This is a genomic window from Thiomonas sp. TH-17 (assembly GCF_057473305.1).
Map to the genome: position 1 here is coordinate 1 of NZ_JBYCKI010000093.1, position 19,464 is coordinate 19,464.

Consider the following 19,464-nt stretch of genomic DNA (forward strand, 5'->3'; position numbering starts at 1 on the left):
TGCGGCGCCGAACCGGCCGCCTGCGCAGGAACCGCGATACCCGACAAGGCCAGCAGGCCCGCACTCAAACAGCTCAACAAAACTTTTTTCACCGATTTCTCCCTGATACATCGCGCCTGAGTTCAGGCATGGCACTGCAATTGATTCCATCATTTCACCCGCTCGCGGGCAGCATACGGAAAACGTCGCAACTGCGCTGCGGCCTGGCGCAGAACCCTCAAGCCGCTTATTGCACGCGAACGATGGCGTCGCTGATACGGCGCAGCGTGCGCTCGGGCACGGCGCCCATCACCGTCAGCCAGGAGTCGCCGATGCGCCGAGACAGCGCCAGCGTGCCGCCGACGCGCTGTTCAGGCGCGACCGGCTCGCTCAGATCGGCGGCGGACTGAACAAAGATGGATACCGAAGCCAGGCCATCACTGAGCAGCCACTGCAATACCTCAGAGGGTTTGCTGCCCACCGACATACTGCGGCGGAATACCCCGACCGTCTTGAAGCCCGGCACCTGGGAAGAAAGCGCCCATCCCTGCGACTGCAGGCTCACCGGCACGACCTTCATCTGCTCCACCGCATACCCTGGGGGTTGATGCAGACTGTCGCGCACCAGCGACTGGCGCGGAGCCACATTGATCTTGATCTCGGTGAATGCCACCTGATTGATCACATGACCCGCTGCATCGAGCGTTTGCGCCTTGACCAGCAGCTGCGAATCGCGCAGCGACCACAGGCGATATCCCCAGCGCAGATCGTCGCGCGGCAACAGGGTGGAGACGCGGCACTCGAAACCCGCGCAACGCTGCAGCCCGCCGCGCTCCAGCCGGTAGTTGCGGTCGACCTCGCCATCGGTGGTTTTGAGCAAGCGGGGAAAGCTGGCCTGCCCGGCCTGATTGTCGATCAGCGTCAGGCGGTAGTCGGGCCAACTCGTGCGAACCTGATCGTTGAGCGAAACCATGATGCGGCGCTGCCCATCGAGCGTCTCGATGCGCTCGAAATGCCCCTGCGGCAAAACGTAGTGCACCAGACTGGAGGTGCTGATCTCATCGCCGCGCTGGGTGATGAACACGCCGCTGTAATTCAGCGACCGGGCGGCCGCGCTGACGGTCTGCAACCATTGCTCCAGGCCCTGCTGCTGCACAGGCGCATCCGTTGATTGCGCCGCGGCCGAGGCGTCAGTCGCGGCGGGCGCATGGCCCTCCTGCGCGGCGAAGACGGGCGCGGCCCAGAGTACGCTCGACAATCCGACAAGGCTCCCCAGCCAGATTGCCCGACGCCAGCGACGCGCGCTGAATACCCGCAAGCCCGCCATCAGTGCGATTGCGCTGCGGGCGCGGCCTGATGAAGACCAGGCTCAGGGTTGCTGGGCTCAACAGGCCGATTTCGAACCCATTGCAACGTGGCCGGCACGGCGGGCATCATGCCCCCAGCCATCTGCTGATGCGCCAGGAGGTATTCGACCATGGGCATTTGCTCCGACACGGGAACGAGCTGGGACGCCTCTTGACCGCGCTCGACCCGCCGTGGGCTTTGCGACGACAGATCGGCCTGGATAAAACCCGTCAAACCCGCCCGAGCCGCTGGGTTGAGTGACGGAGCCATCTGGGTATCGGCTACAGCCATCTGCCCCTTCGAACCCAAGGCGCCGACTGACGCCACCGTCGGCGCCGCGCCTGACGAATCGGCGTTCTGCAATCCCGGCAATGCCACCCAGGCCATCACCGCCACCCCGGCCACAGCCGCCATGCCAGCGGCCATCCGCGTACTCCAGTGCGGGCGGCGATGCGCGGCAGAGCGGTGCGCCGACCCACCAGCCGCCGCAGCCGTTTGCGCCACGGCTTGCGGTTGCAGCACGATGGGTTCGCGCGCAATCGCCGCGCTGACGCGCTGCAAAAAGTCAGCCTCACCGGGCATCGGCGTGAGATCGGAAGAACGCAGCACATCGCCGATCTGTGCGTAAATCAGCCAGTCACGCCGCGCGGCCTCGTCCGCAGCCACATGGCGGATCAAAGCCGCCGTAGCGTCCGTCCGCGCGGATTGCCCACGGTACTCCCCCTCCGCGTCCATCAAGGCGGAGAGTTGCTCGCGCGATGTGTCTTGACTCATTTCCTGTCTCCAACAAAGCTCAACCGTAGGTTCACCACCGCTTGCCACCCTTGTGCTCGATCACGGGCCGCAGACGCTCTGCGATCGCCTCGCGGGCACGAAAAATCCGCGAGCGCACCGTGCCGATCGGGCATTGCATGGCTTCGGCAATATCTTCGTAGCTCAAACCCTCAATCTCGCGCAGAGTGATCGCCATGCGCAAATCTTCTGGCAAAGACTCCATCGCGGCATTCACCGTTTGCACGATTTCTTTCGAAACCAGAATGGACTCCGGCGTTTCGTGGTTGGTTAGTAGCTCGGTCGGGCTAAAAGTTTCTTCATCATGCCCCAACGCATCACCTTCGGACACCGTCGGGTCGCGAATATCGTCGGAAATGGCTTTTTTGGCCGTATTGACTGCGATGCGATAGAGCCAGGTATAGAACTGGCTTTCGCCGCGAAACTGCCCAATGGCCCGGTAAGCGCGCAAAAAAGTCTCTTGCGCCACGTCTTCCGCCAGCGCCGGATCGCGAATGAAACGCAGCACCAAGCGATAAATGCGGCGCTGGTATTTGGCCACGAGCAGGTCGAAGGCCTTCTGCTGCCCCGCTTGGACCTGCTGGACCAGCACGGCATCACTCTGGGTGTCTTGCTCCACCGGAACTCAATGCGGCAGTGCACCCAAGCGCAGTCGCAATTCGCGAAAAATGCCGGGTTGGATATCGCTGGGCACGGGCAGAACCACGCGCCCCTTCGCCGTCAGGCCCAGTACCAGCAGCAGCCCCGGCAGCACCATGCCCCGCACCTGAAGCACATCTTCCAGACCGTCGCCGCGCTGCAGCTTCCAGCCACGCTCGCCGTGAAACAGCGTGAACGGGCGGATGGTCCAGTAGGGGTACTGCGCTGACAGTATGGCCAGGAATATGGCGGCCGCAAAAGCCGCCATCAGACTGAGCGAATCGGTATCGCGCCAGACCCAGACCGTCCACCCGGCGGCGAGCAGGGACGCCGCACTGAACAGCCCGAGCAGCAGATGCCAGCGGCCGAAATGTTCGACCCGGATCTGCAGGGGTGCAAGGGTCTTCATGCTGCTCTGTTGAGAGGGGGGGAATGCAAAGGACAGCTAAATTGTCCCTCAGACGCGCTTGAACAGCAGCGACCCGTTGGTGCCGCCAAAGCCGAAGTTGTTTTTCAGCGCGTAGTCGATGCGCATGTCGCGCGCGGTGTTGGCGCAGTAGTCCAGATCGCATTCCGGATCGGGCGTCTGCAGATTGATGGTGGGCGGGCAGACCTGATGATGCAATGACAACACGGTATACACCGACTCGACGCCTCCGGCGCCACCGAGCAGGTGGCCGGTCATCGACTTGGTGGAATTGACCACCAGCTTGTAGGCATGGTCGCCAAAAGCGAGCTTGATGGCATCGGACTCGTTCTTGTCGCCCAGCGGGGTGGAAGTGCCGTGGGCGTTGACCATTTGCACCTGATCGGCGGCCACGTCGGCGTTTTTCAGCGCCAGCAACATGCTGCGACGGGGGCCGTCGGTGTTGGGCGCCGTGATATGCCCGGCGTCACCGCTCATGCCGAAACCGACGAGCTCGGCGTAAATCTTCGCGCCGCGCTTGACCGCGAGGTCGTAGTCCTCCAGCACCATGACGCCCGCGCCTTCCCCGAGCACGAAACCATCGCGGTCTTTGTCCCACGGTCGGCTTGCGCTGGTCGGATCGTCATTGCGAGTGGACAGGGCGCGCGCTGATGCAAAGCCACCGATGCCCAAGGGCGATACCGTGGCCTCTGCGCCGCCTGCAACCATGACGTCCGCATCACCGGACTCGATGAGGCGCGCAGCCAGACCGATGGCGTGCAGACCCGTGGTACAGGCCGTGACGACGGAGAGGTTAGGGCCCTGAAAACCATATTCGATAGACACATGCCCGGAGACCATGTTGATGATCGACGCCGGCACGAAGAACGGCGTGACACGGCGTGGCCCGCGGTCGAGCAGCTCTTTGTAGGTGTTTTCGATCAGTGGCAGACCACCGATTCCCGAACCCACCAGCACGCCGACCCGCTCGGGATCGAGCCCGGCCTGGTCGATGCCGCTGTCACGCACAGCCTGCATCGACGCGGCGATGCCGTAGTGGATGAAGGTGTCCATATGCCGCGCTTCCTTGGCGGCAATGTACTGCGTCACATCGAAATCACGGACTTCGCCTGCGATTTGCACGGAATAGGCCGAGGCATCGAACTTGGTGATGCGTCCGATGCCAGATTTGCCAGCGAGCAGGCTTGCCCAGTTGTCATCCAGCGTGTTGCCCAGCGGGGAAACCGCGCCCAGGCCAGTAATCGCAATTCGTCGGCGAAGAGTCATGTGAAATCAGGCAAGCCGCGCCAGCGCAGACGCATGCGCGCGAGCATTAGTGAGTCAGAACAAGGTGGATTCAAAACAATGTGGCTCAGGGCGCATGGCCGATGCAAAAAGCTGGCCTCTGCGATCCGATCTTTCATCAGGCCTTGTAGTGCGCCTTGGCGTAGTCAACCGCCAGTTGCACGGTGGTGATCTTCTCGGCGTCTTCGTCGGGAATCTCGATGTGGAATTCGTCTTCCAGCGCCATGACCAGTTCGACCGTGTCCAGGGAATCGGCGCCCAGATCATCCACGAAGGATTTTTCGTTGGTCACCTGGTCTTCGGCAACGCCCAGTTGCTCGGCGATGATCTTCTTGACGCGCTGTTCGATGTCACTCATTGAAACCTCCAGTGGAAATATGAAAAATTTTAGCAAGCGCCGAAGCTGACTTGGCGACAGGCCGAGAGCATAACCCCGCCCAGCGACAACGTCGCGCGTTTCGGCAGGTGTTATTGCATGTACATGCCGCCGTTCACATGCAGAACGGCGCCGGTGATATAAGCCGCCAAGGGCGAGGCCAGAAAAGACACCGCATGCGCGATCTCTTCAGGCTTGCCCAGACGACCCAGGGGAATGCGCGCCAGCATCGGCTGGGTCTGCGCCTCGGTCAGCGCCCGGGTCATGTCGGTATCGATGAATCCCGGCGCCACACAGTTGACCGTGATGTTGCGGCTGCCCAGTTCCTGCGCCAGCGCGCGGGTCATGCCCGCCACGCCGGCCTTGGCCGCCGCGTAATTGGCCTGACCCGGATTACCGGAGGCGCCGACGACCGAGGTGATGTTGACGATGCGGCCGTAACGCTGCTTCATCATGGTGCGCATCACAGCGCGCGACATACGGAACACACTGCTCAGATTGGTCGAAATCACGGCGTCCCAGTCGGCGTCGCTCATGCGCATGGCCAGCATGTCGCGGGTGATGCCTGCATTGTTCACCAGGATCTGCAGCCCGCCTTCGGCCTTGACGATCTCGTCGACCAGACGGGCGCCCGCCTCGGCGTCGTTCACATCGAGCACAGCCCCTCGCCCACCGAAGGCTTGCAGGGCCTCGGTAATGGCGTTCGCGCCCGACTCTGAGGTCGCCGTGCCGATAACGCGAGCACCAGCAGCGGCCAGATCTGCCGCAATGGCCGCGCCGATGCCGCGCGATGCCCCCGTGATCAGGGCAATCTGACCGGCGAGCGCTTGAGCGGTTGAAGTGTCAGGGGATGTATTGCTCATGCCAGGGCGGTTTGAAGGGAAGGAATCGCGGACAAATCGTCCAGGGCAAAAGACTGCAGGGCGGGATCGATCCGGCGGGTCAGGCCATGCAGCACTTTACCCGGACCACATTCGACCAGCGTCGTGCAGCCCGCCTTCGCGATGGCCTGCACGCACTCGACCCAGCGCACGGCATGGCAAGCCTGACGCGCCAGCGCGTCGCGGATTTGATCGGGATCGGTTGGATGAGCCACGTCCACATTATTGATCAGTGTGATCTGCGGCGCCTTGATCGCCACCCCTTGCAGATAGGCGCGCAACTGGTCGGCAGCGCCCTGCAGCAGACTGCTGTGAAACGGCGCTGAAACCGCCAGCGGCAAGGCGCGCTTGGCCCCCGCCGCCTTCAGCACCTCGCAGGCGCGCGCCACGGCGGCTTGCGTGCCGGCGATCACCACCTGACCTGGCGAATTGAAATTGACCGCTTCCACCGCCTCGCCGGTCTCCTGCGCCGCCTGGGCGCACCCGGCACGCACTGCGGCATCGTCCAGACCCAGCACGGCGGCCATGCCGCCGGCGCCGACGGGAACCGCGTCCTGCATGGCCTGGGCGCGAAAACGCACCAAGGGCAAGGCGTCGGTCAGCGTGAGGCTTTCGGCTGCGACCAGCGCGGTGTATTCGCCCAAACTATGTCCGGCAACAAAGTCGGGTTTGCGCCCGCCCTCAGCCAGCCAAAGGCGATAAAGCGCCACGCCCGCAGTAAGCATGACGGGCTGGGTGTTGGTCGTCAGATTGAGCTGCTCGGCCGGGCCCTGCGCGATCAGGGCGCCCACATCCAGCGACAGGGCCGCGCTGGCCTCCTGCAGGGTGGCGCGCACGGCAGGATGATCGGCCACTTTATCGAGCATGCCGACGGACTGTGAACCTTGCCCGGGGAAAACGAATGCAAATGTCATGGTGGTACAGGAGTTGAACGTCTGCAAAACTCAGTAATCGACGACTGCCGCGCCCCAGGTCAACCCGCCGCCAACGGCCTCGAACAGCAAGGTGTCGCCGCGCTGAATCTGCCCGCTGCGCACGGCGACATCGAGCGCCAGCGGTATCGAGGCGGCCGAGGTATTGCCGTGCTGGTCGACCGTCACGACGATTTTGTCGAGTGGAATGCCGAGTTTCTTGGCGGTATGCGTCATGATGCGGATATTGGCCTGATGCGGCACCATCCAGTCCACATCGGCGGGCAAGCGGTCGGCCTTGGCCAGCGCCTCGCGGGCCACATCTTCGAGCACATGGACGGCTTGCTTGAATACCGCCTGTCCGTCCATTTTCAGGAAAGGGCTGCCCGCAACCTGGCCGCTCGACACACGCCCCGGAGTGCACAGAATGGACGATTGACGGCCGTCCGCATGCAGCGCGCTGGCCAGCACACCCGGGGTTTCACTGGCACTAAGCACCACGGCGCCAGCGCCATCGCCAAACAGCACGCAGGTGGTGCGATCATTGAAATCGAGAATCTGCGAAAACACCTCGGCGCCAATGACCAGGGCATGCCGCGTCATGCCGCTGCGCACAAACTGATCGGCCACGGTCAGGGCGTAGACGAATCCGGCGCATACCGCCTGCACATCGAAGGCCGCGCCTCCGGCGGCGCCAAGACGGCCCTGGATGAGGGCCGCGTTGGAGGGAAAAATCATGTCCGGCGTGGACGTGGCCACGATGATCAGGCCAATGTCGTGGGCCTGCAGTCCGGCCGATTCGAGGGCGCGACGGGCAGCTTGTTCGCCCAGATCGACACTGGTCGTCCCTTGTTCAGCGAAATGACGAAAGCGGATGCCGGTGCGCGCCACGATCCACTCATCACTGGTTTCGACGCCGCGCCGGGCCAGATCAGCAGCCAGCTCGTCGTTGCTGATTTTGCGCGGGGGCAGTGCGCTGCCGGTGCCGGAAATACGGGAATAGGAGGACATGGAGCAGATTGTTCAGAGAGGTGCAGCGGTGGCTCAACTCGCCGGAGCGAGCGCGGCCCCGGTGGGTGATGACTCGTGCATCACTTCGAGAATTCGTTCGGTATGGCGCACCACGTCGCCCTGCACCGCTTCATGCGCGCGCAGCAGCGCCTGTTCGAAACCAAAGGCATCCGCCGAGCCGTGGCTCTTGACGACCAGGCCGCGCAGACCCAGCAGGGCCGCGCCGTTGTAACGGCGGTGATCGACGCGCTTGCGGAAACGTTTGAGCACAGGCATGGCGAGCAGCGCCATCAACTTGCTCAGCGGCGTGCGGGTGAACTCTTCGCGAATCATGCCAGAGAGCATTTGCGCCAGCCCTTCGGAGGTCTTGAGCGCGACGTTGCCGACAAAACCATCGCACACGACGATATCGGTCGTGCCCTTGAAGATGTCGTTGCCCTCGACATTGCCGAAAAACCGAAGACGCCCGAGCGCATCGGCTTCGCGCAGCAGTTCGGCCGCCCGCTTGATGGTGTCGTTGCCCTTGATCACCTCTTCGCCGATATTGAGCAGCCCAACCGTCGGCTGCGCATGCCCGCCGGCCGCCGCATACGCCGTGCCCATGACGGCAAACTGCAGCAGATGCAAGGGCTCGCAATCGACGTTGGCGCCCAGATCGAGCATCAGCGTGCCCTCGCCCTTCTGGTTGGGCAGATAGGTCGCGATGGCCGGTCGTTCAATGTCGAGCAAGGTCTTGAGCAAATAGCGCGCAAGCGCCATCAGGGCGCCGGTGTTGCCGGCTGACACGCAGGCCTGCGCACGACCATCCCGAACCTGCTCAATGGCACGGCGCATGGACGAATCGCGCTTGCGGCGCAGCGCGACCTCGACCGGATCGTCGGAAGTCACCACCTCACTCGCCGCGACGAATTCGATGCGCGCATCGTTTTTCAGGTGCAACGACTCCAGCAGCGGCATGACGGCTTCAGTCTGGCCGACCAGTATCAGCCGACTGTCCGGATGCGCCTGCAAAAATTGCACGCAGGCTGGCAGGGTCACTTTCGGACCATGGTCTCCGCCCATCAAATCGACGGCCAGAGTGGAACTCATGACACAGCGGGCGCCAGCATCGAAGGCCCCTTCGCAGGCACGCATGACAGACTATCGCCCCAAATTCGCAGGCGACGCATGGTGCGCAAAGGCAAGCGCTTACTCGTCAGATTTGGTCTTGACCACTTTGCGCCCACGGTAAAAACCGTTCGGGCTGATGTGGTGGCGCAGATGCGTCTCACCCGTGGTCGGCTCAACTGCCAGCGGCGGCGCGCTCAAAAACTGGTGGGCACGGTGCATGCCACGCTTCGAAGGTGATTTCTTGTTTTGCTGGACGGCCATGGCAATCCCCTGTGAAAAAGCTAATCATTATATACGGTGGCTTTGCCCCGCGACATAGCCCACTAGCGTTTCTTTTTTGAGCCGTCGAGCAGATCGCGCAGATTGGCGAAGGGGTGCTGGCGTTCCTCGGCAGGCGCCTCATCGGTGCGCGAAGGCGTCGGCTCGGGCGCGCCACGCTGCGGGCAGACGTCATGCATGGGCACGATGGGCAGGGCGAGGATGAGTTGGTCCTCGATGAGGCTCAGCACATCCACGGGATTGATCGCAGGCAGCGCCTCGTCTTCGGCCTCGATTTCGGCCTGAGTCAGTTCCGGTTCTTCGGCCACCAATCGAAAATCGACGGCTTCGTCAACCGCATATTGCATTGCTTGCAGACAGCGCTGGCAGATCAGCGGAAGTGCCCCGCGCACTTGCAAAGTCACCATGGCCTGCGGGCGCATGCCGATCCGTTCGCGCTGAAAACCCTTTAGCGTCCATTGCACTGGAGGCCCTTGCGTGCTCGACAACAGTTCGCTCAGGCGGGACAGGTCCGGCAGCGGCAACCGGCCGTGCAGTTCGCCATCGGAACGAGCGAAGTCGAACAAGGTCAGCGCGCGGGGCGGCATTGCCCCGGGGTCAGGAGGGGTTGTGGAGTGCAGTTGGGACATCACCCAATTTTACCGGCTGCAACATCTCGCCGAGACAGCGCGCAGCCCCTCTCCTACACTACGGAGTATGCAAAAAGAGTGATCCATATCACTTCGACCCACCGAAAGAGGATGAGACTGATGAACAGTATTGCGCAGTGGTTCCCGCTGGGTTGGGAGCCTTTTCTCTATGGCGGCATTTTCATCGGACTGGGCGTCAGCGTGCTGTTCTGGCTGACCGGCCTGATCGGCGGCGTCAGTACGGCTTACACGGCGGTCTGGTCGCTGGTATCGCGCCATCCGTTTTTTCGACACGAAAAATTCGTTTCGACCCGTAACTGGCGTTTGATGTACGGCCTGGGCCTGATCGTCGGTGCGGTGGTGTTCACCTACACCCTCGGACATGGCGAAGGCTTTGTGACCAAAGTGCCGCTTTGGCAGTTGTTCGTCGGCGGCATCGTCGGCGGGTTTGGCGCCCGCATGGGTGGGGGCTGCACCTCGGGTCACGGCATCTGCGGCGTCGGGTCTGGGCAGTTGCCTTCCATTCTCGCGGTGATCATTTTTCTGTGCACCGCCATCATCACGGCTCATGTGGTCCGCGCCTTGGGAGGGTTCTGAAATGCAGCGCGTTCCTCCTTTCGCAGTGATGCTTTCGGCCTTGTTCGCCGGGGTACTTTTCGGCTTCGGTCTGGCGCTGTCCACCATGGTCAAGCCCGAGGCCATTCTGCAGTTTCTGCTGCTCAAGAATCTCGGTCTGCTGCTGGTGATGGGGGGCGCTGCCGGCGTGACCTTCATCGCCTATCACCTGCTGCCCCGACTGATGAAGCGGCCGGTCTTTGGCGTGGTGTTCGGCAAACACCCCTCGCATCTGGACGCGCGCACTCTAATCGGCGCCGCGATTTTTGGCGTGGGCTGGGGGCTGAGCGGCGTGTGCCCAGGTCCGGCCATTGCTGGCCTGGGGGTGGGCAACTGGCCGCTTCTGCTGAGCATTGCGGGCATACTCATCGGCGCATGGCTGCATGGCCGGTTCTTCGGCAAGAATTGATGCCCAGTACCACTGATCCCGCTCTGGTTCTCGCATCGACCTCGCGCTATCGCGCTGAGCTGCTCCAACGCCTGCGCGTGCCTTTTTCACGCCGCGCACCCGAGGTGGACGAAACCCGCAGGGCCGACGAGTCGCCTCTCGATCTGGCGCTGCGGCTGGCGGCTGAAAAGGCCGCCGCAGTGGCGCGCACCGCGCCAGGCTGCTGGGTGATCGGCTCCGATCAGGTGTGCATGTTGGGGGACGAAGCGCTCGGTAAGCCCGGCTCCCATGCGGCTGCGGTCGCTCAGTTGCAGCGCCTCAGTGGACGTGACGCCGTGTTCCATACCGCGGTTTGCGTCATCGACCCAGACGGCGGCGTACAGGTACGCAACTGCCCCACCGAAGTGCGATTCCGCACGCTGAGCCCGGCTGAAATCGAAACCTATCTGACGCTGGACGCGCCCTACGACTGCGCGGGCAGCGCCCGCTCGGAATCGCTCGGCCCTGCGCTGCTCAGGCACATGCGCAGCGACGATCCGACCGCCTTGATCGGCCTGCCCCTGATTGACCTGTGCGACATGCTGCGCCTGAGCGGCTTCGATGTGCTGGCGCGAGCTTGTCCTGACTCAGCGCAAAGACCCGCCCAGGTTTGAGAGTTCGCGCACCGCGCCCATGCCCAGCGAGGCGCCAAAACGCTTGGCCAGACGCTCGGCCACGTTTTCCTGCAGGGTGTAATCGACGATTTCCGGCGCTTTGATCTTGTCGCGGGCGATCTGATCCACGTCCCCGTAGCCGTCGGCCAGGCCTTGCTGTACGGCCGATTCACCCGTCCACACCAGGCCGGAGAAGGTTTGGTCATTCACTTTCAATCGTGCGCCGCGACCTTTCTCCACCGCCGCGATGAACTGTTTGTGAATCTGCTCCAGCATGCCCAGTGCATAGGTTTTCTGGTCCTCGGGCATGGGCGTGAAGGGATCCATGAACCCCTTGTTGGCGCCCGCGGTGAGCAAGCGGCGCGTCACGCCGAGCTTGTCCATCAGGCCGGAAAAGCCGAAGCCGTCCATCAACACGCCGATAGAGCCCACCAGACTGGCCGGATTCACATAGATGTCATTCGCCGCCGCCGCCACGTAGTACGCGCCGGAGGCGCACACCTCTTCGCATACGGCGTACACCGGCTTGTTGTATTTGGCACGAAGCCGCTCGATCTCGGCAAAAATCTGGCTCGCCTGCACCGGGCTGCCGCCCGGGCTGTTGATGCGCAGAATGACGCCGCGCGTGTCCGGGCTGGAAAACGCATCCTGCAAGGCCGCATTGATGTTGTCGGCACTGGCCTGCGAGCCGATGGAGATCTCGCCGTTGAGCTCGATCAGCGCCGTATGCGGCCCGGTGGCGGTGCTGCTACCGAACTCGGCGATCATGCCGCCGAAAAAGATGAGCGCCACGATGCCGAGCAGGACGAAGCGGAAAAAAATCGACCAGCGCCGCGCCCGTCGTTTTTCGTTCACCACCTCGAGCACCAGTTTTTCCAGCACCTGCCGCTCCCACGCTCCCGGTTGAGCGGACGACTCAGAACGTTGCGGCGGAAGATCTGGGGGTGATGCGCTCATGTTTCAGACTCGGAGATGAAAAACGGGACGGATCGCCAGAATACCAGCGCTTCATTGACGCGCACGCGCACTTGCACGCACGTCTCTCGCCGACGGGCCGGACGGGTCTTGCCACGCCGGTTTGCGATTCGACAAGGATTGAGCTTGTATTTTGTGTGATACTTTCCCACGACTCAAGACAGCGGCTTTTTCTGGCCGCTCCATTTCCCTCAGTCCTCCTCGCGCGAGATCAAACATGGCCCTACGTCCCACCCTCATCGCCACCCTGCTTGCTCTGGGGGGTGTTTGCACCGCACACGCCGAACCCGCACTCACGGTCGGCAACACGCTGTCCTTTTTCCAGGGCAAATTCGGCACCAACAACAACATCAACATCCGCTACGACGCCACCGACATTCAATACGGCGACAGCAACTGGCGCGTCAAACTCACGGTGCCCTACGTTTCTGAAAGCGGCCTGCCCGTCGGCTCCACCATCGTCGGAAACACGGTTGTGGGCGGCTCCGGTTCCGCGCAAACCCGTTCCGCCAGCGGCCTGGGCGACGTGTGGCTAGCTGGGCATTACAAGATTTTTCAGGGCGGCGGTCTCACGCCCTCCATCACACCCTACGCCAAAGTCAAATTCGGTACCGCTTCGTCCGACAACGGTCTGGGCACGGGCAAGAACGACTACGAACTGGGCGTGGGCCTGCAGCAGATCGTGGGCAATAGCTGGTTTCCGTTTGCCAACCTGGGCTACCGTTTCGTGGGCAACCCAGCCGGACAGAATCTGCGCAACATCGCCATCTACCAGTTTGGCGCCAGCTATGCGGCCAGTCAGCAGCATATTTTCACCTTGATGTACGCCGGTCAGCAGTCGATGGTGGCCGGGGCGCCCGCTCCCTCAGACCTGATTGCTGCGTGGAATTACAACCTCACCCCAAATGGCAGTGGTTTCCAGGTTTATGTCGACAAGGGCCTGAGCGATGGCAGCGCCAATTTTGGCGTCGGCATAGGCGGCCAGATCGTGTTCTGACCTCCGTTCTCACCTCGCCCTGCGATAAAAAGGCCAGCGCAAGCTGGCCTTTTTCATGGGCGCGGCACAGTGGGAATCTGCATTCCGCTGGGCAAGGTAGGCGTCGTCACGCTGGGTGCGTTCACAACCGGCGGGGCCACTGTCGGCGGCACGACGACGGGTACTTGCGGCGGAGAGACGCTCGGCGGAGCGACCGCGGGGGGCGACACGGAGGGCATGTTGACAGCGGGCATTTGCGGCACCTGCGGCACGGCGGGCGCTGCGGGAATCGAGGGCACGGTGAACCCCGGCTGGATCACCGCAGGCAGCGTCGGCGCAACGAAAGCGGGGCTCGGCGTGCTCTGCCCTGCGCCGTTCGACATGAACTGGGTCGCCGTGCCTGGCATCGAGCCCCTGTCACCGACTTTTGCGGGAGGCGTCTGCGCACCGGCCAGGGGCGGCAGCGCAAATTGCAGCGCGTTCACATTCGAAATGACGCGCTCGACCGCCACCGTCTGCGCCGCTGCCAAGGTGCCGACGATGAACACCGGCGCTGCCTGCGACCGGGCGGCGGACTGCAATTGCGCCTTCATCAGCGCGTCGGCGCCTCTGATCTGAAAGCCCTGCAATTCCCAACCTTCCCTGCCCAGCGAACCGGCCTGCAAAAAACCCACCATCGCCACACGCGTGCCGATGGGTGCTGCCAAAGGCGCAGTCGGCTGCAGGGAATCAATCACATTTCCCTGGCCCTGCTGACTGCCGCGCGCCACAACCTCGGCGCCGACCGCCAGCCCCGCTTGCGCCGCCCCGCTGCGTACGGGCAGCCAGACGCCATTGATCTTGACCCGCTGCGGTTGAGCGCTTGTCGCCTCGATTTTGCCGCGCAGCAAGAACGGCGAACCGCGTCCCGCGGGCGGAGCTGAGAGCTGAGTCAGCCGCATCGCCTGCCAATGCCCCGCGCCTTGATCGAGCGCGCTGATGCGCACCTCGTCGCCCACCTTCAGACGCGATAGCGGCATGGGCTGATTTTCAGCGGTGCGCAACAAAGTACCGGGCAGGATTTGAACGGTCTGGCCCAGCACCACCAGCCGCGCCGCAGATTGATCGATCTGCGACACGCGCCCGATCACCGCATGGCTGATGTCCACCGCCAGCGCATCCAGCCGCCCGCCCTGCTCCACGGCATGGACACGCACCATATCGCCCAAATTCAGGCTTTTCTCGGATGCGGGCTGCCCGTCCACGCGATAGCGTGTCTGCGCGGGCAGTTCATATTCGCCGCCATTGACGAAAATGCTGCCGAAGCGCTGAACCGGGCCGATGGCCACGATGCCCGTCCCACCGATGCCGCCAGGACTGATGCCGGTGCCGCCGATGCCGCCGGGGTCGATACCCGTGCCGCCGATCCCGCCTGGCGTGGCTGCAATCGAGCCCGCCAAGCCCAGCATCAGCCCTATGCAGGCCACGCCCACGAAGCGCAGCCCCGGGAGCCAGGCACGAACGACGGCTTTAAACGCGGCTTTCACGGCTGCTCCCCGGCCGAGTTCGAAGCGGGCATATCGTCTTCGAAGTAATAGACACCGAGGCGCAGGCGCTTCTTGCTGGTTTGCGTCGCATCGAAATCGCCAGATTGCGCGGATTGAGCAGCCCTTTCTGCACGCGTGATGCGCTGATAGGCCTCTTGCAAGACCTGTTCGCCGAACTGACGCAGGTCGTCGCGTACCTCGCCCGGCACGATGGGCGGCAGATCGTCGAAATAGACCGATTGCTCCAGATAAGTCGGCGCGCGACCCTCCAGGTTATGCACCGTGGCTCGCAGATGGTCGCCGATATGCGCCCCCATGAAAGCCAGCCTGTCCTCGGGCAGATCGGAGACATAGCCGCCGCGAGCCAACTTCACCACGTCATCCTGCTGCTCCACTACGCCGGCGCGCAGCAGTTCATCCAGCACGGTACGCGGCCGCATGTCGGCCTTCACCAGCCGCACCAGATTTTCAAAACTGGCCGTGGCGCCCGCAGCGCGCAGCGGCAGGGCAAGCGGTTCACCTTGCGGGTCGCGATACGCCTCGCAAGCCACCCAGGCCGCCACCACCTGCGCCGACATATTGGCGCCATGCCGCAGCGCAATCTCACCCGACCCGCTCTGCAATTCTTCGCGCAGACGCCGTACTTCCTTGCGGTGGATGCCGCTGAGCAGACTCACACGGCTATCGGTTGGCGCGGGTTTGCCGTCGCGCTGATCGAGCGCAATGACTTCGCCCACATAGACAAATTTGAGCAGTTCAGACAGAGCGCCATAAGTCCAGCCCTGCGTAATGAGATAGCGCACGAAGGGCCGCAAGATGGACAGGGCGGCAGATTTGAGAGCGGCGGACATGGCAACAGGATATACGAAGCGAGTTGGCTTGACGTGGGAAATTTTGCCACTATTATAAACACAAGCGCTTATGTGGGAATATTTACCACGATGCGTGAAACACCCTTCCTTCTTTCAGGAGAACATCATGTCCAAGACCCGTACCCTCGCCGTTCTGTCCGCCGCTGTTGCAGCCGCTTCGCTCTCCATCGGGCTCGCTTACGCGCAAACCGCCGTGAATGCCGTTCAGGACGGTCAACTCTCGGCGACGACGTCGACGCGCACGGCCGATCAGCAGGCCAGGCCCGCCACTCGCTCCCACACCGCCACTTCGGCAAACAACACCCGGGCTGAAACCCGCACCACGACCCAGAGCCACACCCGCACGTCAACCGGCGAAGCGGCGCCGACCTCATCCGGTCGCACTGGCGCGCAAACCCGCACCGAAGCTCAGCACCGCAACACGGTGCAGACTCATACCGCCACGCAAGGTCAGGTCGATACCGCAGGCACTTCCACCCCTGCACTGCGCACTCGGGACACGGGCGTCGGTCAAGGGCTGGGCGCGCGCGCAGGGGCGCAAGTCACCACGCAAACTCCTTCGGTGCAAACCCCGAATACGCCTGCCGTTACCTCGCCTGCGGTCACCGTTCCCGTGATCAATAGCCCAGCGGTCAATGTGCCTTCGGTCAACACGCCGTCGATCAACGTTCCCGCGGTGACAACGCCGCAAGTCAACATTCCCGCGGTGACCACTCCTTCGGTCAACGTGCCTGTGGTGACAACTCCGACTGTGAATGTTCCGGTGGTACAGACGCCCGCGGTCAATGTGCCCGTGGTGAACTCCCCGGCCATCAACATCCCGAACGTGATGCGTCCGCAGATGTAAGTCGCTGCGGCAGTCAGCAACTGATCGGTTTGCCGACTGCCGCGCTTACCCGTGCTGGGCGAGAAATCCCTGCAGTTCCACGACAGAGTGCACCAACCCAGCGGGCGACAGCGACTCCAGACGCGCCACATCGTGCGCGCCGTAGCTCACGCCGATGGCATCGCACTCAGCATTAAGCGCCATTTGCAGATCGTGCGTGGTGTCGCCCACCATCACGGTCCGCTGCGGCGGGCTAGCCAGCTCGGCCATGATTTCGTGCAGCATCGCCGGGTGCGGCTTGGAAAAAGTTTCATCAGCGGTGCGGGTGGCGTCGAACAAGCCGCGCAGTTCGGGCCGATCCATCGCCCGCGCCAGACCGATGCGCGACTTTCCGGTCGCCACCGCAAGGTTGTAGCCAGCCGATTTGAGTTCATGCAGCAAATCCAGCACCCCGTCGAACAGCACCAATTCGCCATCGAGCGCGAAGTAATGTTTGCGATAGGCCGCAGCCAGTTTGGGATAGTCGGCATGCGGCAACTCGGGTGCGGCGTGCCGCAGGGCGTCCTCCAGCCCGAGGCCAATGACATACGACGCCGCCTCGCGACTGGGAACCGTCAGCCCCAGATCTTTGCAAGCCTGCTGGATCGCCCCGGTGATGGCCGCGGTGGAATCCATCAGCGTGCCGTCCCAGTCGAACACAATCAGGTCATAGTTCTGTCGGTGCATGGTGCGGGCAAGGGTTCAGGAAGTCAGGATTGCGCGCATTGTGCCCGCAAATGATGAAGCCACTGCGCGCAGTTCTCGGGCAAGGGCGCCCGCAGTTCCAGCCGTTCGCCGCTCGCCGGATGCGCAATCGCCAGCGACTCGGCGTGCAGAAACATGCGCCGGAAGGACGGCACGCCCGCCTGACCCCGCGCCAGCAGGGCGTTGAGGCTGTCATCCCCATATTTGTCGTCGCCGACGATGGGATGGCCGCAGTGCGCCAGATGCACCCTGATCTGATGGGTGCGCCCCGTCAGCAACCGCGCCTGCATCAGGCTCAATCCGCCCCAAGGGCCCAGGCCCGCCAGCGCAAATTGCTCCTGCGAACGAAACTGGGTGCGCGACTCTTGCCCTTGCTGCGCGTCCACCCGCACGCGCCGTTCGCCATTGGCGAGTAGATATTTATGTAGCGGCGCCTCGACCATCACCGCCCCGCGCGTCCAGAGTCCGGCAACCAGCGCGAGGTAGCGTTTGTCGGCATGCCGTTCGCGCAGCGCCGCGTGCAGCGTGGTCAACGCGCTGCGCTTCTTGGCGATGAGCAGCAGACCTGAGGTGTCGCGGTCGAGCCGGTGCACCAGTTCGAGAAACTTCGCCGTGGGCCGCGCCGCGCGCAGAGCCTCGATCACGCCGAAGCTCACCCCCGATCCGCCATGCACCGCCACGCCTTCGGGTTTGTTGATCGCCAGCAGAAAATCATCTTCAAACACGATCGGAAACTGCAGTGCTGGAGCGCTGCGCGGCGCGTCAGGCTGTGCCACGCGCACCGGAGGAATCCGCACCTGATCACTCGACTGCAGTTTCTGATCTGCGCTGGCCCGGCCGCCATTGACCCGCACTTCGCCCGATCGCACGATGCGATGAATATGGCTGCGCGGCACGCCCTTGAGGTGGCGCGCAAGAAAGTTATCCAGCCGCTGCCCCTCGCCCGCGTCGCCGACCTGAAGGAGCCGAACCTGGGGAGATGGCGCGGTGTGCATATAATCGGGCGTGAAGTTGTGAAGTTGGAAGAACGAATTTTGGCAATATTTCCGCGAAGTTGCGTGCAGTTTTACATGATGCACCTGCGCGACATGCCAAAAACGGGAAGACTGCCTCCTGACAGGTTTTCGTGCGGGTAATGCATGCACCCGGGTTGCTTACATCACCCGATACGAGTGCATGCGAAACCGGCGAATCTGCCGTGACAGGGTTGGCATTCTAGGTTCAGCTTCACACTGCTCGTTTTGCCACACCACCGATTCCGGTCGGGGCAGATCGGACAGACTTCATCGAAATGAGCGTTGGCCCAAAGCCTGAGTGATGCCGTCGCGCAAATGCGTTTGACGCCCGCGACGACCGCCCGGCTTTGCCATCCTGGATCTGAAACCTTGAATCGACTCTTCGCCCTCGACCGCCCCTCAGCGCTGATTCTGCGCTGTGTGCTTTTGTTGTTGGCGAAATCTGCTTGTGCTCACCTGCCGCGAAACCTCTCCTCCCCCGCTGTTGCGCCTGATCGCTGCAACAGCCTGCGCATCGCCACGCCTGGGCCAAACGCCCGGCATTGCGAAGACGACGCGCTCCGAGGCAGACCGATTGGTGGAGGTTTTTGCATGAGTCCTGTCTGATTCTGCCCGCCGGGCGTGCCGCACATCCGCGGCAAACCCGGCCTGGTTTTAGCTCCGGAAATCAACGCATGGGGGCGCCCTGGCGCCCGCTTTGTATCGGCCGCATGACGCGGCCAGGAGCTTGAAATGAAACGCATGTTGTTCAACGCCACGCAGTCGGAAGAATTGCGCGTGGCCATCGTCGATGGGCAGAAACTTCTCGACATCGATATCGAACAGGCCGGGCGCGAGCAGCGCAAGGGCAATATCTACAAGGCCGTGGTCACCCGCGTCGAGCCCTCGCTCGAAGCCTGTTTCGTCGATTACGGCGAAGAGCGCCACGGCTTTTTGCCGTTCAAGGAAATTTCGCGCCAGTATTTCAAGGAGGGCGTTTCCCCCTCACAGGCCCGCATTCAGGACGTGATCACCGAAGGCCAGCAAATGCTGGTGCAGGTGGAAAAGGAAGAGCGCGGCAACAAGGGCGCGGCGCTGACCACCATCGTCTCGCTGGCGGGACGCTATCTGGTGCTCATGCCCAACAATCCGCGCGGCGGTGGCGTGAGCCGCCGCATCGAGGGCGAAGACCGCCAAGAATTGCGCGAGGCGATGGACCAGCTTCAGCA

Annotated in this window: 23 protein-coding genes; 6 read left to right on the forward strand and 17 right to left on the reverse strand. The window is 63.0% G+C overall.

Annotated elements, in window-relative coordinates; all coding sequences use genetic code 11:
- Nucleotides 1–226 precede the first annotated feature (226 nt).
- The 12 genes from AC2VLV_RS05825 to AC2VLV_RS05880 all read right to left on the reverse strand — a co-directional run bounded on the left by AC2VLV_RS05825 (nucleotide 227) and on the right by AC2VLV_RS05880 (nucleotide 9,665).
- The gene (locus AC2VLV_RS05825) at nucleotides 227–1,237 is read right to left on the reverse strand and encodes a MucB/RseB C-terminal domain-containing protein (protein WP_486989077.1); all 1,011 of its coding nucleotides are present in this window, start codon (nucleotides 1,235–1,237) and stop codon (nucleotides 227–229) included.
- Nucleotides 1,238–1,305: 68 nt separating this feature from the next.
- Complete coding sequence (locus AC2VLV_RS05830) at nucleotides 1,306–2,100, reverse strand: sigma-E factor negative regulatory protein (protein WP_486989078.1); 795 nt, start codon at nucleotides 2,098–2,100, stop codon at nucleotides 1,306–1,308.
- A gap of 31 nt (nucleotides 2,101–2,131) precedes the next feature.
- Nucleotides 2,132–2,737, reverse strand: coding sequence for an RNA polymerase sigma factor RpoE (gene rpoE / locus AC2VLV_RS05835; protein ID WP_013106672.1), 606 nt, complete (start codon nucleotides 2,735–2,737; stop codon nucleotides 2,132–2,134).
- 6 nt (nucleotides 2,738–2,743) lie between these two features.
- Nucleotides 2,744–3,166 carry a hypothetical protein gene (locus AC2VLV_RS05840; RefSeq protein WP_013106673.1) on the reverse strand — a complete coding sequence of 141 codons (423 nt, stop codon included), beginning with the start codon at nucleotides 3,164–3,166 and terminating at the stop codon, nucleotides 2,744–2,746.
- Nucleotides 3,167–3,214: 48 nt separating this feature from the next.
- Nucleotides 3,215–4,450 carry a beta-ketoacyl-ACP synthase II gene (gene fabF / locus AC2VLV_RS05845; protein ID WP_486989079.1) on the reverse strand — a complete coding sequence of 412 codons (1,236 nt, stop codon included), beginning with the start codon at nucleotides 4,448–4,450 and terminating at the stop codon, nucleotides 3,215–3,217.
- Nucleotides 4,451–4,586: 136 nt separating this feature from the next.
- A complete protein-coding gene (acpP, locus tag AC2VLV_RS05850) occupies nucleotides 4,587–4,826 on the reverse strand; it encodes an acyl carrier protein (RefSeq protein ID WP_013106675.1) in 240 nt (79 codons plus the stop codon).
- 110 nt (nucleotides 4,827–4,936) lie between these two features.
- Nucleotides 4,937–5,707, reverse strand: coding sequence for a 3-oxoacyl-ACP reductase FabG (fabG, locus tag AC2VLV_RS05855; protein ID WP_486989080.1), 771 nt, complete (start codon nucleotides 5,705–5,707; stop codon nucleotides 4,937–4,939).
- Entirely contained in the window at nucleotides 5,704–6,639 is a 936-nt protein-coding gene (gene fabD, locus AC2VLV_RS05860; RefSeq protein ID WP_486989081.1) for an ACP S-malonyltransferase, read from the reverse strand. Before fabD ends, fabG begins: the two co-directional genes overlap by 4 nt.
- 30 nt (nucleotides 6,640–6,669) lie before the next feature.
- Nucleotides 6,670–7,647, reverse strand: a complete 978-nt coding sequence (locus tag AC2VLV_RS05865; protein WP_486989082.1) for a beta-ketoacyl-ACP synthase III — start codon at nucleotides 7,645–7,647, stop codon at nucleotides 6,670–6,672.
- A 33-nt stretch (nucleotides 7,648–7,680) separates the two neighbouring features.
- Entirely contained in the window at nucleotides 7,681–8,736 is a 1,056-nt protein-coding gene (gene plsX, locus AC2VLV_RS05870; protein ID WP_486989083.1) for a phosphate acyltransferase PlsX, read from the reverse strand.
- Nucleotides 8,737–8,835: 99 nt separating this feature from the next.
- Nucleotides 8,836–9,018 carry a 50S ribosomal protein L32 gene (gene rpmF, locus AC2VLV_RS05875; protein WP_013106680.1) on the reverse strand — a complete coding sequence of 61 codons (183 nt, stop codon included), beginning with the start codon at nucleotides 9,016–9,018 and terminating at the stop codon, nucleotides 8,836–8,838.
- A gap of 62 nt (nucleotides 9,019–9,080) precedes the next feature.
- The gene (locus AC2VLV_RS05880; RefSeq protein WP_486989084.1) at nucleotides 9,081–9,665 is read right to left on the reverse strand and encodes a YceD family protein; all 585 of its coding nucleotides are present in this window, start codon (nucleotides 9,663–9,665) and stop codon (nucleotides 9,081–9,083) included.
- Between the two features lie 120 nt (nucleotides 9,666–9,785).
- Here AC2VLV_RS05880 and AC2VLV_RS05885 point away from each other — a divergent pair, with 120 nt between their 5' ends.
- From AC2VLV_RS05885 to AC2VLV_RS05895, 3 genes are read left to right on the forward strand one after another with little or no spacing between them, the layout of a single operon-like run.
- A complete protein-coding gene (locus AC2VLV_RS05885) occupies nucleotides 9,786–10,262 on the forward strand; it encodes a YeeE/YedE family protein (RefSeq protein WP_486989085.1) in 477 nt (158 codons plus the stop codon).
- Between the two features lies 1 nt (nucleotide 10,263).
- On the forward strand, nucleotides 10,264–10,689 hold the full coding sequence (locus tag AC2VLV_RS05890; protein WP_486989086.1) for a DUF6691 family protein: 426 nt from the start codon (nucleotides 10,264–10,266) through the stop codon (nucleotides 10,687–10,689).
- Nucleotides 10,689–11,321 carry a Maf family protein gene (locus AC2VLV_RS05895; RefSeq protein ID WP_486989087.1) on the forward strand — a complete coding sequence of 211 codons (633 nt, stop codon included), beginning with the start codon at nucleotides 10,689–10,691 and terminating at the stop codon, nucleotides 11,319–11,321. The genes AC2VLV_RS05890 and AC2VLV_RS05895 overlap by 1 nt, the downstream gene beginning before the upstream one ends.
- Here the strand turns inward: AC2VLV_RS05895 and AC2VLV_RS05900 are convergent.
- Nucleotides 11,295–12,278: a S49 family peptidase gene (locus AC2VLV_RS05900; RefSeq protein ID WP_486989088.1), complete on the reverse strand. Its 984-nt coding sequence runs from the start codon at nucleotides 12,276–12,278 to the stop codon at nucleotides 11,295–11,297. The two genes, AC2VLV_RS05895 and AC2VLV_RS05900, sit on opposite strands and share 27 nt — an antisense overlap.
- Nucleotides 12,279–12,513: 235 nt before the next feature.
- On the opposite strand from AC2VLV_RS05900, the gene AC2VLV_RS05905 reads away from it, so the two are divergent.
- Nucleotides 12,514–13,293, forward strand: a complete 780-nt coding sequence (locus AC2VLV_RS05905; RefSeq protein ID WP_486989089.1) for a hypothetical protein — start codon at nucleotides 12,514–12,516, stop codon at nucleotides 13,291–13,293.
- Nucleotides 13,294–13,346: 53 nt separating this feature from the next.
- On the opposite strand, the gene AC2VLV_RS05910 is transcribed toward AC2VLV_RS05905, so the two are convergent.
- Together AC2VLV_RS05910 and AC2VLV_RS05915 are read right to left on the reverse strand one after the other, a co-directional pair.
- Nucleotides 13,347–14,798 carry a DUF5666 domain-containing protein gene (locus AC2VLV_RS05910; protein WP_486989090.1) on the reverse strand — a complete coding sequence of 484 codons (1,452 nt, stop codon included), beginning with the start codon at nucleotides 14,796–14,798 and terminating at the stop codon, nucleotides 13,347–13,349.
- A complete protein-coding gene (locus AC2VLV_RS05915) occupies nucleotides 14,795–15,649 on the reverse strand; it encodes a DUF6502 family protein (RefSeq protein ID WP_486989091.1) in 855 nt (284 codons plus the stop codon). Before AC2VLV_RS05915 ends, AC2VLV_RS05910 begins: the two co-directional genes overlap by 4 nt.
- Before the next feature lie 127 nt (nucleotides 15,650–15,776).
- On the opposite strand from AC2VLV_RS05915, the gene AC2VLV_RS05920 reads away from it, so the two are divergent.
- Complete coding sequence (locus AC2VLV_RS05920) at nucleotides 15,777–16,517, forward strand: hypothetical protein (RefSeq protein WP_486989092.1); 741 nt, start codon at nucleotides 15,777–15,779, stop codon at nucleotides 16,515–16,517.
- Nucleotides 16,518–16,562: 45 nt separating this feature from the next.
- Here AC2VLV_RS05920 and AC2VLV_RS05925 read toward each other — a convergent pair whose 3' ends face one another.
- The gene (locus tag AC2VLV_RS05925; protein ID WP_486989093.1) at nucleotides 16,563–17,222 is read right to left on the reverse strand and encodes an HAD-IA family hydrolase; all 660 of its coding nucleotides are present in this window, start codon (nucleotides 17,220–17,222) and stop codon (nucleotides 16,563–16,565) included.
- A 23-nt stretch (nucleotides 17,223–17,245) separates the two neighbouring features.
- Complete coding sequence (locus tag AC2VLV_RS05930; RefSeq protein ID WP_486989094.1) at nucleotides 17,246–18,235, reverse strand: RluA family pseudouridine synthase; 990 nt, start codon at nucleotides 18,233–18,235, stop codon at nucleotides 17,246–17,248.
- Between the two features lie 753 nt (nucleotides 18,236–18,988).
- Here AC2VLV_RS05930 and AC2VLV_RS05935 point away from each other — a divergent pair.
- Nucleotides 18,989–19,464, forward strand: a 476-nt coding sequence (locus tag AC2VLV_RS05935; RefSeq protein WP_486989095.1) for a S1 RNA-binding domain-containing protein, incomplete at its 3' end; no start/stop codon positions are given.